This window comes from Sporosarcina sp. SAFN-010 (genome assembly GCF_059415065.1).
The window spans coordinates 547,706-563,818 of sequence record NZ_JBPFDS010000001.1; the positions used below are offsets into that span (position 1 = coordinate 547,706).

At 45.6% G+C, this 16,113-nt stretch carries 13 protein-coding genes; 8 read left to right on the forward strand and 5 right to left on the reverse strand.

What is annotated here, in order from left to right:
* Nucleotides 1–8 precede the first annotated feature (8 nt).
* Nucleotides 9–2,051, reverse strand: a complete 2,043-nt coding sequence (locus ACR65F_RS02630) for a helix-turn-helix domain-containing protein (RefSeq protein ID WP_440503145.1) — start codon at nucleotides 2,049–2,051, stop codon at nucleotides 9–11.
* 138 nt (nucleotides 2,052–2,189) lie between these two features.
* Here ACR65F_RS02630 and ACR65F_RS02635 point away from each other — a divergent pair, with 138 nt between their 5' ends.
* The 8 genes from ACR65F_RS02635 to ACR65F_RS02670 all read left to right on the forward strand — a co-directional run bounded on the left by ACR65F_RS02635 (nucleotide 2,190) and on the right by ACR65F_RS02670 (nucleotide 10,863).
* Nucleotides 2,190–2,639, forward strand: coding sequence for a MaoC family dehydratase N-terminal domain-containing protein (locus ACR65F_RS02635; protein WP_440503146.1), 450 nt, complete (start codon nucleotides 2,190–2,192; stop codon nucleotides 2,637–2,639).
* 1 nt (nucleotide 2,640) lies between these two features.
* Complete coding sequence (locus tag ACR65F_RS02640) at nucleotides 2,641–3,084, forward strand: MaoC/PaaZ C-terminal domain-containing protein (protein ID WP_440503147.1); 444 nt, start codon at nucleotides 2,641–2,643, stop codon at nucleotides 3,082–3,084.
* Between the two features lie 17 nt (nucleotides 3,085–3,101).
* Nucleotides 3,102–4,265, forward strand: a complete 1,164-nt coding sequence (locus ACR65F_RS02645) for a thiolase C-terminal domain-containing protein (protein ID WP_440503148.1) — start codon at nucleotides 3,102–3,104, stop codon at nucleotides 4,263–4,265.
* 13 nt (nucleotides 4,266–4,278) lie between these two features.
* Complete coding sequence (locus ACR65F_RS02650) at nucleotides 4,279–4,713, forward strand: Zn-ribbon domain-containing OB-fold protein (protein WP_440503149.1); 435 nt, start codon at nucleotides 4,279–4,281, stop codon at nucleotides 4,711–4,713.
* 223 nt (nucleotides 4,714–4,936) lie between these two features.
* Nucleotides 4,937–6,130 (forward strand): acyl-CoA dehydrogenase family protein, encoded by a 1,194-nt coding sequence (locus ACR65F_RS02655; RefSeq protein WP_440503150.1) that lies wholly within the window; start codon nucleotides 4,937–4,939, stop codon nucleotides 6,128–6,130.
* Between the two features lie 22 nt (nucleotides 6,131–6,152).
* The gene (locus ACR65F_RS02660; protein ID WP_440503151.1) at nucleotides 6,153–7,301 is read left to right on the forward strand and encodes an acyl-CoA dehydrogenase family protein; all 1,149 of its coding nucleotides are present in this window, start codon (nucleotides 6,153–6,155) and stop codon (nucleotides 7,299–7,301) included.
* Nucleotides 7,302–7,558: 257 nt separating this feature from the next.
* On the forward strand, nucleotides 7,559–9,037 hold the full coding sequence (locus ACR65F_RS02665) for an aldehyde dehydrogenase family protein (RefSeq protein WP_440503152.1): 1,479 nt from the start codon (nucleotides 7,559–7,561) through the stop codon (nucleotides 9,035–9,037).
* A 92-nt stretch (nucleotides 9,038–9,129) separates the two neighbouring features.
* Nucleotides 9,130–10,863, forward strand: a complete 1,734-nt coding sequence (locus tag ACR65F_RS02670) for an AMP-binding protein (RefSeq protein WP_440503153.1) — start codon at nucleotides 9,130–9,132, stop codon at nucleotides 10,861–10,863.
* Between the two features lie 122 nt (nucleotides 10,864–10,985).
* Here ACR65F_RS02670 and ACR65F_RS02675 read toward each other — a convergent pair whose 3' ends face one another.
* The 4 genes from ACR65F_RS02675 to murQ all read right to left on the reverse strand — a co-directional run bounded on the left by ACR65F_RS02675 (nucleotide 10,986) and on the right by murQ (nucleotide 16,091).
* Nucleotides 10,986–12,419, reverse strand: coding sequence for a GGDEF domain-containing protein (locus ACR65F_RS02675; RefSeq protein ID WP_440503154.1), 1,434 nt, complete (start codon nucleotides 12,417–12,419; stop codon nucleotides 10,986–10,988).
* A 197-nt stretch (nucleotides 12,420–12,616) separates the two neighbouring features.
* Nucleotides 12,617–13,699 carry a DUF871 domain-containing protein gene (locus ACR65F_RS02680; protein ID WP_440503155.1) on the reverse strand — a complete coding sequence of 361 codons (1,083 nt, stop codon included), beginning with the start codon at nucleotides 13,697–13,699 and terminating at the stop codon, nucleotides 12,617–12,619.
* A 68-nt stretch (nucleotides 13,700–13,767) separates the two neighbouring features.
* Complete coding sequence (locus tag ACR65F_RS02685; protein ID WP_039042390.1) at nucleotides 13,768–15,147, reverse strand: PTS transporter subunit EIIC; 1,380 nt, start codon at nucleotides 15,145–15,147, stop codon at nucleotides 13,768–13,770.
* 50 nt (nucleotides 15,148–15,197) lie between these two features.
* The gene (gene murQ / locus ACR65F_RS02690) at nucleotides 15,198–16,091 is read right to left on the reverse strand and encodes an N-acetylmuramic acid 6-phosphate etherase (RefSeq protein WP_039042391.1); all 894 of its coding nucleotides are present in this window, start codon (nucleotides 16,089–16,091) and stop codon (nucleotides 15,198–15,200) included.
* Nucleotides 16,092–16,113: the final 22 nt, after the last annotated feature.

Genomic DNA, 16,113 nt, shown 5'->3' on the forward strand with positions numbered 1-16,113 from the left:
TTTATGGATCAAGCTCGTTGCCTTAAGTAGCAAGCAAGTTGCAACTGGAGGGCGTCGTCCGTATTCTTCAATGAGAGTTCTAATGTTTCTTCTATCTTTTTTAACCGTTGGTACAACGTATTGATGTGTATGTGTAACTTGTTAGCCGCTTCGCCCGCTGAACGATTACTTGCAAAGTAAGCAAGGAGTGTCTGTTCCAGCGTTCCATCTGACCGATCGGCTTCTCGTAGTGGATCAAAAATATCTGTCAGAAACTTACTCACCTCTTCCGTATTGCGGCTCGTGAACAATCGGCTAATTCCAATTTCGCTATAGCGTACGAGCTGATGATTCCTCTGTCCTGCAAGCGGATTGGTCAGTGCAATTTCTGCTTCCCTATACGTTTGCTCGATTTGGCTCATTTCACGAACGAGTGAACCAATTCCACCGTGAAGCACATAGTCTGATCCTACCTTTGTTCGTTGGAATATTAAATCCTCTAGCTTCTTCTCAATAAATGACAATTGTGATAATCCTGTCACTCCTGCTACTAAAATCACTTTGTTTTGCCATCCGAATATCGTCTGAATGAGTCCACTTGCTGTTGAACGCAGTTCTGCAATCAATCTGAATATGTGGGCTTCTAGCTCCTGTGGGTCCGAGCATCCAGTTACTTGGAGCATCGCAACCGCAAATCCATCCATATTCCTAATACCGAGCGCTTCCATTTTTTTATTCAAAATTTCTGGATTCGTTGCGTGCAATAATTCATCAAACAGTTCACGCTGAGTTTTATAATAGAACGCTAACACGTTCTGCTTTTGGACACGTTCAAGTGCGAGCAGCACACTTCCTTGTTCAATTGCTAACTCGCCAATTCGCTCTAACTTTTGTGAGGATGTAGAAATCAGACAGCCGAGTACAACAGATCCCGATCGAATCGGATACAAAACGATGTCACCTGATCCAGTAAGTATAATTGTTTTTGCTATACCTTCTAGCTTAATCTTCTCTAGCAAATCTTTATAAGTTACGCCTGAAGGTAAATTTGCAGATGATGGGATCATTTCGTTGACTAACAAATCCGCAAACACCAATGGTTGCCCCGCCATCTTACTTAACTCATCAATCATTTTCTCCGTTCCCATATTTCGGACCGACAACTCGGTTAGCGTTGCGTGAATGGCGTCCCGCTGCACTAACTTTTCGTTCAGTTCACGAATGTTGGCGAACTGTTTTGCATTGCGAATTGCGATTCCAACCTGGGTCGTAAAGATTTGCAACAGCCACAAATCCCGTTCAGTCAGGAGTTGTTCTGAATTTATCTGCCCTAAATACATGACACATTCAATTCGGCCGTCCACTCCGATTGGATAGGCAATCACAGATCTTATATTTGTTATATCCTCAACTCTTCTTCCCCAACGTTGCCTGTTCTCGAGAGAGATTCGTTTGACTTTCTCATACTCCAAATCTCGTGGATCCGTAATTAGAATAGGACTTCCAACTTCGAATGCATAACCAACTGGGCCTTCCCCTAAGTCGAATTCCATCTGTTGAATCTCTTCAAATCGATACCCTTCCGATGCCTTACAGATAATTTTCCCTCGTGTTTCATCCAACAACCAAAGCGTTCCATAATCGGCATTCGTAATGACGTCGAGCGTATGCGTCATTATGTTCGAAAATACGTCTTCCAAGTCGAGTGACGCGGTTGTATATCGAATGCTGTCAACAATGCGCGCTAGCTTTGCACGTCCGGTTTCATCCGAATACTCGGAATACCCTTTGTGCAAAAAGTCGAAGAGCATTTCAAGTTCGATTTCATCCAAATTAAATACTCCATCTATTAATAAGATGACCCGATAATCTTGTGAATAGGTGAACTGCACAACACTTCTTCCTTCATCTTGTATAACTTCAATAGGCTTCCCTTGCGTAGTTTTTGGGGGAATCATTCCATTCGGGTTGACGAGTGCATAGACTTGTTGCAGGTCATCCTTGGCAACCCAAATTGAATAGGGAGAAGTGATTCCAATCCGTTCTATTAAAGTTTCAACAGGTAATGACATAGTGCTCACCTTCTCTCTATGGAACAATCTCTAATTATCTACTGTTAACTATAGAGATTCATACATTGTACTGTCAACAAAATTAACATACTATTTTAAGTAGGCAGAATTTTAACATGACTATTTTGGAGGTGCCTCATGGATTTAGATAAAAGCATGATTGGGATTGCAAGCAAACCGTATATTGCTGAAGTCGATCGAGAGCGTGTTACCCGCTTTGCGCAAGCAATTGGTGATGATAATCTCCTCTATTTTGATGAAACCTACGCGGCTGACACTGCTTATGAAGACGTGACTGTGCCACCCACTTTTTTAGTTGCACTTAGCAGCAACGCGGAGTTTCCACTGAAGTTGGATTTCAAACGGATGCTTCACGGTGAACAGGAATTCATCTACCATCAGCCAGTCCGAATTGGAGATCGCCTTGAATGCACGATGGCTGTTACAGACGTGTACGATCGTGTTGGGAAAAGTGGAACGATGCAATTCCTCGTTCTCGATACGGAAATTAAAACTGAAGATGGTGTTCTAGCCGCAGTATCGCGGAACACGATTATCTATAGACCCGCAAAAAAGGGGGCAAAATGAAATGAAAGCGATTACAAATATACCGTTTTCTGAACTACACGTGGATAGGGAGCTCCCTTCACTCACAAAACCAGCCGTAACACGCGAACAACTGGTTCAATACGCTAGGGCATCGGGGGATTTAAATCCTCTTCATACAGATGATGACTTTGCAAAAAGCATCGGCATGGATGGTGTCATTGCCCACGGCATGCTCATTATGGGATTCCTTGGACAATACGTACAAGAACTAGCTGGAACGAAAGCTGTCATCAGCAACTTCAGTATGCGTTTCGGCGCGATGACGAAGCCTGGTGACGCGATTACGTGCAGTGGTGTTGTGAAGCAACTCACTGAAATCGATGGCAATCGTGTAGCTGAACTTGAATTGATTGCAGAAAAAGCACCTGGTGAACGGGTTGGAACTGGATCTGCAACGCTTACTTGTAAAATCGAGAACGACTGACTAAGGAGGTAGCACACATGGCAACTTATTCAAATCAATGCGCAATCGTCGGTGTCGGCGAAAACCAGCGCTCCCGTAAATCCGGTACGACTCCCCTTCATATGGCACTCACTGCAGCACGTAATGCACTCGCAGATGCAGGGTTAGATGCAAAAGATCTCGATGGGATTATGAACTATTCAACTGCTGGAGATTCGTGCCCTTCACACGAGCTGGCGACTTACTTGGGATGCCATCCGAAGTATGTAAAAGATGTGAGCGGCGGTGGGAGTAGTACGGAGTTGCTGATTGCAGATGCAGTTGCATTAATCGAAGCAGGCATGTTAGAAACCGTCCTCATCTACCGTTCGATGAATGGAAGTTCCGGTGAAAAAGTTGGACGCGGATATGATCCGAATATGCTTCAGGAAATGCTTCCAGGCGGCAGTTTCATCATGCCATACGGTTCTGCATCCCCTACGCAGTGGTTCGGGATGTTCGCGAATCGTCATATGTATGAAACGGGAATTACGAAAGAGCATTTAGGACATGTGTGTATTAGTTTCTATGAGCATGCACAACGGAATCCGAATGCATTTTTGAATGGAAAGCCTCTGGATATGGAAACGTATCTCGCAACGCCTGACATCAGTATGCCATTCAACATCCATGACTGTTGTGTGGAGTTGGATGAAGCAAATGCAATTATCGTGACTTCTGCTGCGAATGCAAAAAACTGCAAATCGAAGCCAGTTTTCATCGCTGGCATGGCACCTCGTACAACACATTCCCACGTTCATTATTGGACGCAAGTCGATGAAGTTGCGGCAGATCACGCAGCAGCGGATCTGTACAAGTCAGCTGGTGTGAAACCGGAAGATATTCAAGTTGCTTCTATCTACGATTGCTTTAGTTGGGTCGTGCTGCGACAGCTTGAATCGTATGGGTTCGCTAAACGTGGTGAAGTCGGTGATTTCGTTGCGGGGGGCAACTTAAAAATGGGAGGAAGTCTCCCTTCCAACACTGCGGGCGGCATGCTTTCAGAGGGTTACACTCACGGTATGAACAACGTATTGGAACTGGTTCGTCAATTACGACATGACTATAAAGGGACAGAACGCCAAGTGAAGGATTGTGAGCTCGGGATCGCAACTGGATGGGCCGGTCCTGACATTGCAGGTGCGATGATTTTACGAAATTAAAGGAGGCGTCTTGATGACTAAACAGACTGCATATGAAAAGCCGATTCCGTTGAAGACCCCAGATAATCACGAGTATTGGGACGCCGCGGATCGACATGAACTTAAACTACAAAAGTGCTCAGCATGTAGCACATACATTCACCCTCCTGGCCCGGCTTGTCCGACATGTGGAAGTCCAGAGACGGAGTGGGAATTGTTGGGTTCGGATATTACGGCGACGGTGTATTCCTATATCGTTTCGTACCGACCGTTTCTGCCGGGGTTCCAACATGATTTGCCGACTGTGATCACGGTGGCTGCGTTGGACGCGGCGCCTGATGTGAAGATTATGGCGAATATTATTGAGTGTGATCCGGCGGATGTCGAGATTGGGATGCCATTGAAGATGACGTGGGTGGATGTTACAGATGACCGCGCGTTGCCGCAGTGGGTGCTGGCTCGGGGGTAACGTTTCTTTAATATCCTCTATCATTATTAAAATAATCTACTTGTTATAGGAGATCCGTTGATTGGGGCGGAAGACGGCGACTCCTGCGGAATCAGCGAAGATAGAAGACCCCGCAAGGAGCGTTAGCGACTGAGGAGGCTGAGATCGAGCCCGCGGAAAGCGTCCGTCTGCAGCGCAAATCAACACTGTTTATTATCTCAGTTAAGAGAAAGGGTGTGTCTCAATGGATTTTACATTTACGGAAAAAGAGGAGAAGTTTCGTGGGGAACTGCGTGGCTGGCTTGAGGTGAATTTGCCGAAAGGTTGGCTGCAAGGTGATCGGAAGCTTCCTGAAGACAATGAACACTACTCGAAATTCCTGCGCGATTGGCAGCGAACGTTATATGAAGGCGGTTGGGCAGCGATTTCTTGGCCGAAAGAATACGGCGGGCGTGATGCGACGCTTATGGAAGAAATCATTTATCACCAAGAAATGGTTCGCGTCCAGTCTCCTCCCCTGGTGAACTATATCGGCATTCATATGGTCGCACCGACGCTCATGCAAATGGGAACGGATGCACAAAAAGAGGAATTCATCGAAAAAATCCTAACCGGTGAACAGGTGTGGAGTCAAGGGTATTCAGAGCCGGGTGCTGGATCCGACCTGACCGCTCTCCAGACTACTGCCGTGAAAAAAGATGGCAAATGGGTCATTAATGGACAAAAGGTTTGGACGAGTTTTGCCCATCTTGCTGATCGTTGTTTCCTACTAACGAAAACGAGTCAGTCGGAAAAGAAACACGAAGGTATTACCGTATTCCTTCTCGATATGGACCAAGAAGGCGTTGAAACGCGTCCAATTGTTCAAATGGATGGGCATCAGGAATTCAATGAGGTCTATTTGACAGATGCTATAGCGACGGACGAGGATATTGTCGGCGAAGAAGGCAAAGGTTGGGCTGTCCTCATTGCGCTCATGCTTCACGAACGTTCAGGTATTGCGGCGCAAGTGTTTACGCTTGAACAGCAATTTGACAGTGTCATTGAAATGGCGAAAACCGTCCGTGTGAACGGCTGTCTTCTTATCGAGGACCCTTTCGTTGAAGACGGACTTGCCGATTTGTATGCGCGCATTAATGGCGCCAAGCTGAATTATTATAGGAATATCACACACACACTCAAAAATGGTCGTCCAGGTCCTGAAAGTTCGCTCGATAAATTACTTGTTAGTGAGTTGACGAAAGAACTCTTCGACTTCGCAATGACAATTCAAGGTCATGCTGGCGTGTTAATGAATGATGATTCTGTCTTCAGCGCGGAGATGCAAGGCCAGTATCTCGCATCATTCGGAGCAACGATTGGTGGAGGTACGAGCGAAGTTCAACGCAATACGATTGGTGAACGCATTCTTGGACTCCCGAAAGACTTAGGACGATAACGGAAAAGGTGAGGTGACTACTATGGATTTTGCATTAAGCGAAGAACAAGAGCTCTTTCGTACAGCGATTCGTAAATATATGAATGATCTTGACCGAACAGAATTCGCACGTTCCGTCATTAGTGGCAAATTGGATGTTGTTGCTAATGCTACATCTGGGCTTGCTGAGATGGGCGTGACAGCCATTCCCGTTTCTGAAGAAGTGGATGGTCTGGGTCTTGGCGCACTCGATCTCGTTCCAGTTTTCGAAGAGATCGGACGAGTCTTGTTACCTGGACTTCAACTTGAGACACTTGCACTCGCAGTTCCTTTACTCGAGTCGTTCGGAACGCCTGCACAAAAGGCAGCCCGCCTTCCGAAAGTTGCTTCAGGAGAAAGTTCTGTCTCCATCGCTTGGTATGAGCGTGACGGCAGTTTGTTCCCTAACTCGTTCAGCTGTATTGCAGCGAAAACGGAAAGCGGATATACGCTGACAGGTACTAAAACTCTTGTCCCTGTTATAGGTGATCCAGATACATTCATTACGGGGGCACAAACTGCTGAAGGTAAGTCTTTATTCCTCGTAAAAGCGAGTGATGTTGCATCATTCCGTATGCTTTCTGTCCTTGATGAAACCCAACAACTCGCAGAAATCACGTTAAATCAAGCGCCCGGTGAGTTGCTTGGTGAACCGGGTCATGCCGTTGAAATGTTGAAAGAAGGTTTGTTACATTTCAATGCAGCTCTATGCTCCAGCATGGTTGGTGGAATGGATGAGCTTGTCAAAATGACGGCAGAATACGCGAAGATTCGTGTGCAGTTCAATCAGCCGATTGGGCGTTTCCAAGCGATCAAGCACGGAATCGTCAACATGAAACTGGATTTAGAGACAGCACGTTCCCTATCCCACTATGCAGCTTGGGCAGTGGAAACGAATGCTGCGGATAAAGCAGCTGCCGTCCATAGCGCTCGGTCGTTCATTTCCAAGGCGTTTATCAAAGCAGCAGCAGATTCGATTCAGATCCATGGTGGCATCGGATTCACTGAAGAACTCGACGTGCAGCTGTATTTGAAGCGCGCACGCTATTATGAAAACTATTTCGGTTCTGTGCGCGACTCTCGTAGAGCAACCGCACAATCACTCGAATGGCATTCAACTCCCGCCAAACGTGATGCCGTACCGGTTTCTTGAATTTATAGCATGTGAATGGCTGGATAGGGCTCATGGTTGATGTGTTTATGAGCACATTTCAACGGTTATGATCACTTATTGCGGCTTATGAGCACTTTCTGGAGTTTATGATCACTTTCTTGGGTTTATGAGCGCAAATCGTAATTTATGAGCATATTCCGCGGGTTATGAGCACATTCCAAAATTCATTGGTGCTCTCCAATAGTTATTGAAGATACACAAGAAAAAAGGGCAGCTAAATAAGGAGGAGAATGAATATGGCAGTGTCAACAGACTTGAAAGAGTATCAGAACTTGATTGGTGGAGAATTGCGTGCAGCAACTGGGGGTGCACTTACAGATAGTATTGACCCATCTACCGGTAAAGCATGGGCACGAGTTCCGAAAAGCTCCAAGGAAGACGCAGTAACGGCAATCGAAGCGGCACAGAAAGCATTTCCTGCGTGGAAAGCATTATCTGCTTGTGAGCGTGCTGCGTGTTTGCGTGATGCTGCTGAAATTATTGCATCGAATGGTGGCGAACTTGCTGGACTTGAAACACAAGACAACGGATGGGTGATTCGTGAAACATCATACGGACTGATTCCTGTCTTGCAACAAGTTTGGTTAGATGCAGCGGGTAAGGCTTCAGAAGCAAATCGAGGTCAAACCGTTCCTATGAGTCCAACAAGTCTTGGTTACACATTACGTGAACCTTATGGTGTCGTAGTTGGCATTACACCGTGGAACGCACCTCTGTTTACATTTTCAATTAAAGCGGCTTATGCACTTGCTGCGGGGAACACAGTTGTCATCAAACCTTCCGAACAATCAGCGGTCTCTTCTCTTCACCTAGCTAACTTGTTAAAGGATGTTTTCCCTGAAGGCGTTCTCAACGTCATTTGTGGCCCAGGCTCCGAAATTGGAGACACACTCGTCGAACACCCTGCTGTTGATAAAGTGAGTTTAACAGGTTCAGGCGGCACTGCTACCTCAATCGCTAGAGCAACGGCTGGAAAGCCAAAGCCTATGATTCTTGAGCTTGGTGGAAAATCTGCCAATATCCTATTTGAAGATGCCAATATAGAAAAAGCGGTCGAGGCAATCAGTTCTTACAGTATTTTCACAGGAAACTCAGGTCAACTTTGTGTCGGAAGTTCCCGCCTGCTCGTGCACCGGTCAATTATTGATCAGGTAGCTGACGGAATTAAAAATTATCTTCAAAATCCAGAGTTGAAACAGTTTGGACCTACGATGGATCCAACAACAACTACTGGTCCTATCGCAAATAAATCTCAGTACGAAAGTATACGTTCTTATATCCAGCTTGGGTTGGACGAAGGCGCTGAGCTAGTTTACGGTGGACGCTCTGGTGGATCTGAACTCATTCCAGACCGAAGCGACTTGGCAGACGGCTATTGGATCGAACCAACTCTTCTTAAAACAGAGTCCAATACATTAAGAGTTTGTCAGGAAGAAATTTTCGGTCCTGTTTCGGTTATGATTCCGTTCGACACGGAAGAAGAAGCGATTGCGCTAGCCAACGGAACAGAATTCGGACTAGCTGCAGGCGTTTGGACGAAGGATCTAAGTCGCGCACATCGTATGGTTGCATCACTTGAAGCGGGAAATGTATGGGTAAACACATATGCGCGAGTTGGAGTGGATCTCCCATTTGGTGGTGTAAAGAGCAGTGGATTCGGAACTGACTCAATCGAGGACTATTCTCGAGAAAAAGCATGTGTAATTGAATTGTAATCTAGCGTCTCGGTTGGTTTTACCATCTGCCGAGACTCTAAAACTTCGAACGATGCATGGATTAGATCATATCTCGAGAAGGCGGTGGTCAAATGAACGTTAAACTTTCGAATAGAGAAAACTACGATCAAGATTTGCCAGAAACACTCGACATTCCGAACGTCACGGCAGGTGCCATATTAAAAGGTAGTGTGAAACAATACGGCGCTAAAAATGCCTATATTTATCGCGATACACCGATTACGTACAACCATATTTACACAGAAGCGAAACGTTTTGCGAACTCCTTGCGCGAACTCGGCATTGGGCGCGGAATGACGGTATCGACTCACTTACCTACCTGTCCGCAATACGTAGCGGCTTACTATGGCATTATTTTATCTGGGGCTGCTTACTCTCCTCTTAATCCGTATTTACCCGCAGGCGATTTAACGTATCAGCTGAATGATTCTGAAACAAAAGTTGTTGTGACGCATGAATCGGTTGCTGGTTCTATCGCGGATGTACTTACGGATACAGGTGTTCAGCATGTCATTATGACAGGTGACTCTGAGATCTATACGAACGAGACCCCTGTGGATGTATCCATGCACGAAGGATGGCACAGCTTTGCTGCACTCAAAAGTTCTTCGTCTGATGAAGAATTCGATCCTGGCATAGACCCACAAGAAGATTTAGTCCACATCGCGTATACGGGCGGAACAACTGGCAGTCCAAAAGGAGTCATGATCACCCACGCAAACCTAGTTAGCAACATAACCCAAATTGCTGCTTGGACGGCAGGCGCATTGCCTGTAGTCGATGACGACGGTGCACTTCTATTTGTAGCGGTTGAGCAAGATTCTGATGTCTACAAGGAAAAGTATTTGATCCCCCTTGGTGAAGAGATTCGGTTAAGCCCGTCCCCCTTGTTCCACATTACAGGTGGGATTGGAATGATAGTTTCTCCAATGTCCCTAGGGGTTACGACACTTTTACCTGACCGCTTCATCCCGACACAATTCCTGGAACTAATCGAGAAGTATAAAGTCTCTTCCATTAATGGAGCGCCGGCGATGTGGAATGTGTTGCTGAACTTACCAGGGATCGATTCCTATGATTTCTCCACGATACGGAACATTAGCTCAGGAGCTGCACCTCTTTCTCAAAAAGAGTTGGCACTGCTGAAGGAGATGTTCCCGAATGCACGGGTTGGTGAAGGATATGGTCTTACGGAAGCGACTGCATCTGTTGCAGGTAGCGTATGCCTAACTGGTGGAATTCACAAAATTGGTACCGTCGGCTTGCCTACGTGTAATACCGAAATTAAAATCGTCTCACTTGATGGGCTGAGTGAAGAGCCTCTTCCTTACGGTGAAAGTGGCGAAATTTGTATCCACGGTCCACAAGTAATGAGGGGCTATTTCAACAAGCCGGAAGAAACAGCCGCAACTCTTCGGGATGGCTGGCTTCACACAGGTGATATCGGGATCATGGATGAAGACGGATATCTTGCGATCGTGGATCGAAAAAAAGAAATGCTCATCTACAATGGATACAACGTCTATCCGAGTCGAATTGAAGAAGTAATCGTCTCCCACCCTGCGGTACAAAATGCGATCGTCATCGGAAAGCCGGTAGAAAGTGTCGGTGAGATTCCAAAAGCGTTTGTGATCGTCAAACCAGGAAGCACGATTAGTGTTGAAGAGCTGATGACATATACGAATGAGCGGGTCGTCCACTACTCTAAGGTGCGTGAACTCGAATTCCTTGACCAATTTCCAATGACAGCAGCAGGAAAGATTTCAAAAATCCATTTGAAAAAGATGGAGCTTGAAAACCAATGATTCTAGACGCTTCGCCCTAATGGCGAGGCGTTTTTGATACCCTGCAAGTGCAATGCCCACTTCTCTTCCACTTTAGAACGCAAAGAGCACCTTCATGATAGAAGGTGCTCGCTCATTCAACATTACTGCATCGTAGAGCTTTCAAATGCAGATACCTGATTTTTCCCATTCGCTTTTGACTGATATAATGCTTGGTCCGCACGGTAAAATACATCTGCAAACTTTGAGTACGCACCATTCGCATTGTCTGCCATGCCGATACTCACAGTGACAGGTATGGGCTTTTCATTGAAAGTAATCCTCAGTTCCTGGATTTCAGCTAGAAGTTGGTTGACTCGTTCCTTCGCGTTATCCAAAGAATCCCCGTTTAAGATGAAGACCAGTTCATCTCCCCCATATCGTGCTAATAACTCCGTTGAGTCCGATTTCCATAATACACTTTGGCATATAGTACAAATCTCGCGCAACGCTTCATCGCCAGCTAAATGACCATATGTATCGTTGATCGACTTAAAATTATCGAGATCGAGTGCAATACAGGAAACAGAACTGCCCGCTTCAGCTGCTTGTGCCAACCAATTTGATGCTACTTCTTCTAAGTGTCTGCGATTGAATAATCTAGTCAGATAATCTATTTTTGCATTACGTTCAATGGAAGCAACATTATGCTTCACTTCCAATTTCAGCGCAGTCATCGCTAATTCCTGTTCTTGTAACGTCTTTAACACCTTAATATATTCTTGCTGCACGACAAATCCTAGTTGTCGATCATCTAGAATTTCACATAAATCACAGCGTCTTTCTTGAATCTCCCTCAACAATAGAAGATCTTTAATCTCCGACGCTTCATTTTTGGCAATATCAAACGATTCCAGAGCACTTGAGAACTCTTTGTTCTCCACTAAATAACGACCATACAAATCGTAGCACTGCGCTTTTTCTCGCTTATGTGTGGACAAGATAGGGTCTGCCAACATCTGTTCAATCATCGGTCCCGCATGACCTGTATCGCCAAGCCCCACATAAGCATTGGCAATGTTCAACATCACTCGGAATTTGAGGATCGGACTGTCAGGCACGTACCTTTCTGCCATTTCAAGCCCTATCAGAGCATTTTCAAGAGCACCTTCATAATCCTTCTCACTTGCACAAATATGGCTATAATTACTGTAGGCATTACTAACCATGTTCCAATGCTTAAGACGTGTCCCCAATTCAATGCCTCGCATTAATGCGCCTTTTGCTTTTTCATATTCTCTATTATAATCGTACAAAATGACAAGGATATTGATGCCGTTCAGTTGTTCGTTTTCATCTCCAAATTGGGAACAATATTGTAGATGCGAGTCGACACTTAAAAACGCCTCTTCAATCGCACCGATGCTATAGAAAGCGGATGCATGATGAATATGTGCGCACAGTACTGCTTTATGATCTCGTTGTTTCAATCCTTTTTCTAGTAATACATCACAATGCTCAATTAACTCTTTATAACGACCTTCCACCCGTAACTTTAAAGCCTTTTCACGCATGGGAGTCAACAATTCGTCTGTCATTCGCATTTCCTCCGTAATCACACTAGATAGCAGTGGGGATAAAAACTAAAAACTTATTTCCTCTTATAGTAACATAGTCCGACGCTTATAGACTCATTAAATTGAAAAATAGTACCACCTCGCACTAATTTTTACTGATTCAGATGTTTTAAGCTAACTAAAAACACCTCCTCTGCACATCGTCAGAGGAGGTGTTTTCAAACCCAAACTATTTCAAATTGCTGATTGCCACCGATATGATTCAGTAAAGCTACGTCTTCTTCGATAACTTGTCCGAGGACGTTCACGCGCTCGTCAGCAGCCAAGTCTGTTTTCGTCACTTGGAGCTCACCTTGATAACGTAAATAGCGCTCATTATCGACGGTAATCGTTCCTGCAGGTCGCGATGCGCAATACTGCGCAGAAACGGAACTGCCTGATTTCATAGCCGCTGGACGGGATTCGCTGGACCGAATGACGTCGCGCGCACTGTCTGGACGGTTCGTATGAAGGGTCGCAGCTGTTTCAAGTGCTTGGTCATCTGCTTGTTCTGCTGCCTTTGCACGGAGACGAATGATGTTTTTTTGATATGCTTCAAATTGCGTTAAGCTCGCCTCACTTAATCCTGGATCTCCAATGAGCACTTTATCGACATATGTAGCGCTCATCAGTTCCAAACTTGTTGCAAGTGGAGATGCATGACGGTGTTTTTCGAGTGTCGGCAACGTTTCAAACAACGGCCCTCGAAGTTGTCCATCACCTGGTGCAAAAGCCATGACCCGCACACCTTCCTCATGTAGCCAGTTGTTTCGTTTGATGAAATCTTCGAGACCAAGTGCCGTTTCCGGTCGTGGATAAAAATTATGCCACGCTTCGGTCGCTTCAAGTCGAAGTCCTGCAGCTTTCATCTCACTCAGTTCTTCGTGTGTCACTGTACTGGCGTTCAACGCAACGCGCATCACTTGCGACAACTCAGCAATTACTTTTGGAGAAATCCCATAATCCAAACGTAATCCGCTGATGCCCCATTCTAGTAATCCTTCTGATTGTTCCAATGTGAATCCAAGACTATCGAGCGCACTTGGACTCACATCCACCATCAGCTCCATCCCGAATTCACTTGCTAATTTCCCAAGTTGTTGAACTTCATCCTTGTAGGCAGATGCATCATTTTCCGGAATATGAAGTGACGTAAAAATAGACTGGAAGCCGGCAGCATTCATTTCTCGTATACGCTGTTCGTGTTCCTCAAAGCTTACTGTTCCTAAATAGACAGACATGCCAAGCATCTCGTTCACCATCCTTTTCTCGTATAAAAAAGTAAGGCACTCATCCCCATTATAGCTAATGGAGATGAATGCTGTTTTTGTTAAATATCGCGTGCCATTTCTTCTTTAAATCCAAATAGATACGTGAATAGGAACCCACCACCATATGCGATGAGCAACCCAAGGAAGTAGTACAAATACTTGCCATCATCGATTAGTGGAATGAGTGAAATCCCTGATACACCGATTCCTGTCGCTGCTGTGTGCATCACTGCTTGGAATGCACCACCAAGTGCTCCACCCATACAAGCGGTGATGAACGGACGACCGAGCGGTAACGTAACCCCGTATAACAATGGTTCTCCAATCCCGAGGAAGCCAACTGGCAATGCTCCCTTGATGATGTTACGGAGACGACGGTTTTTCGTTTTCACGAAGATTGCCATTGCTGCACCGACCTGACCAGCTCCAGCCATTGCGAGAACTGTCAGCAATGCCGTATTTCCATACGTGTTGATCAATTCCAAGTGGATTGGTGTGAGTCCGTGATGCAATCCGACCATAACGAGCGGAAGGAAGAATCCTGCAAGGACAGCACCCGCGACAACTCCACCTACGTCCAGAACGGCGATCAAACCTTTTGTAATCCCGTCCGCTAGCAGACCCGCAACCGGTACAATTGCATAGAGTGAGAAGAAACCGACAGTGAGTACGGTAACGAGTGGAGTAAAGATGATATCAACCGCTGCAGGCATAACTTTGCGCACATTCTTTTCGACAAACGTCATGAGGAATGCTGCAAAGATGACTCCGAATAAACCACCTCGACCGACAACTAAAGGTTCACCATAAATCGTAATTTCTGCAAGGAATGGATTGAATAAGAACATTCCGGCGATTGCACCTAGTACAGGTGTTCCACCAAATTCTTTCGCAGTGTTCCAACCAACAATCACCGCTAAGTACGTGAAGACACTCGATCCGAGAAGTAGTAAAATTTGCATCCATGTCTGGGTCGGATCTACACCTGCGTTTTTCGCAAAGTTTGCAGCTCCATTGATAATCCCTGAAGCGACAAGTCCTGGGATTAGGGGGATGAAAATGTTACCAATACGTCTTAGGAAACTTTTAAACGGTGTACGGTTTTTCTCTTTTCTACGTTCATTGTCAATCGCAGCGCGTTCTTCAAATGTTAGACTGTCGTACTCCGGCTCAGACTCTTCGCCGATGCCAAGACCCGTCAACTGGCTCATTTCATCCGCAACCCGATTTACAGTTCCTGGTCCAATGACGACTTGTAGTGTTTCATCGACGACAACCCCCATGACACCTTCAACTTTTTTTAATGCGGCGATGTCTGCTTTACTATCGTCCTTCAGTGTTAGACGAAGCCGCGTCATACAGTGGGCGATTTTACGAATATTATCTTTGCCGCCAACGTGTTCCAGTATGCCCGTCGCCATTTGTTGCTCTTTTCTCATCCTGAACCCTCCCTCTCTCTTCTTACTAGTGAATGATTTATCAAAACCCTTTATGCTTGCTGTGTAGCTTTTCGAACAAATCCACCTGTTGCTTCAATCCGTTCTTGTGCCTGTTCTTTGGAGCAATCGAGCAGGATCATGACGGTCGCTGTTTTCACGTGCTTGCCAGAAGCTTCATAGAAAGACGTTGCAGTATGTAGATCCACCCCAGTTGCTTCCATAATAATGCGTTTCGAGCGTTCTTGAAGTTTCAAGTTCGTCGCTTGCACATCGATCATCAAGTTTTCGTACGCTTTTCCGATCCCAATCATCGCAGCAGTTGAAATCATATTCAGCACCATTTTCTGTGCGCTCCCTGCTTTCAGTCGTGTTGAACCCGTCAACACTTCAGGACCTGTTGCAAGTTCGATTGCAATGTCAGCATGACTACTCATTTCAGCGCCTTCATTACAACTAATACTAATTGTATGAGCGGCAGTCTTACGTGCATAGTCCAGTGCGCCGATGACGTAAGGTGTTCTACCGCTTGCTGCGATACCGATGACAGTATCCGTTTCGTTCAGCTGGATATCCTTCAAATCTTGGATTCCGAGCTCTGGATCATCTTCTGCACCTTCCACAGCCTTTGTGAACGCTTTCAATCCCCCAGCTATTAAACCGACTACCATGTCAGGTGATACCCCAAACGTCGGCACACATTCAACAGCATCCAAAATACCAAGACGTCCACTTGTTCCAGCACCGATATAAATCAGTCTTCCACCCTTTTGAAACGAATCTATAACTGCCTTGACCGTTTTTTCAATCGTCGGCAACTGTGCATGAATCACCTCAATCGCGGATCCATCCTCTTTATTCATTGCTTTCAACACATCTGCAACACTCATCGTATCTAATGACATCGTATGTGCATTGCGTTGTTCCGTGCCTAACTTCTCAAGCATGCGCCCACTCCTTTCAACTTCT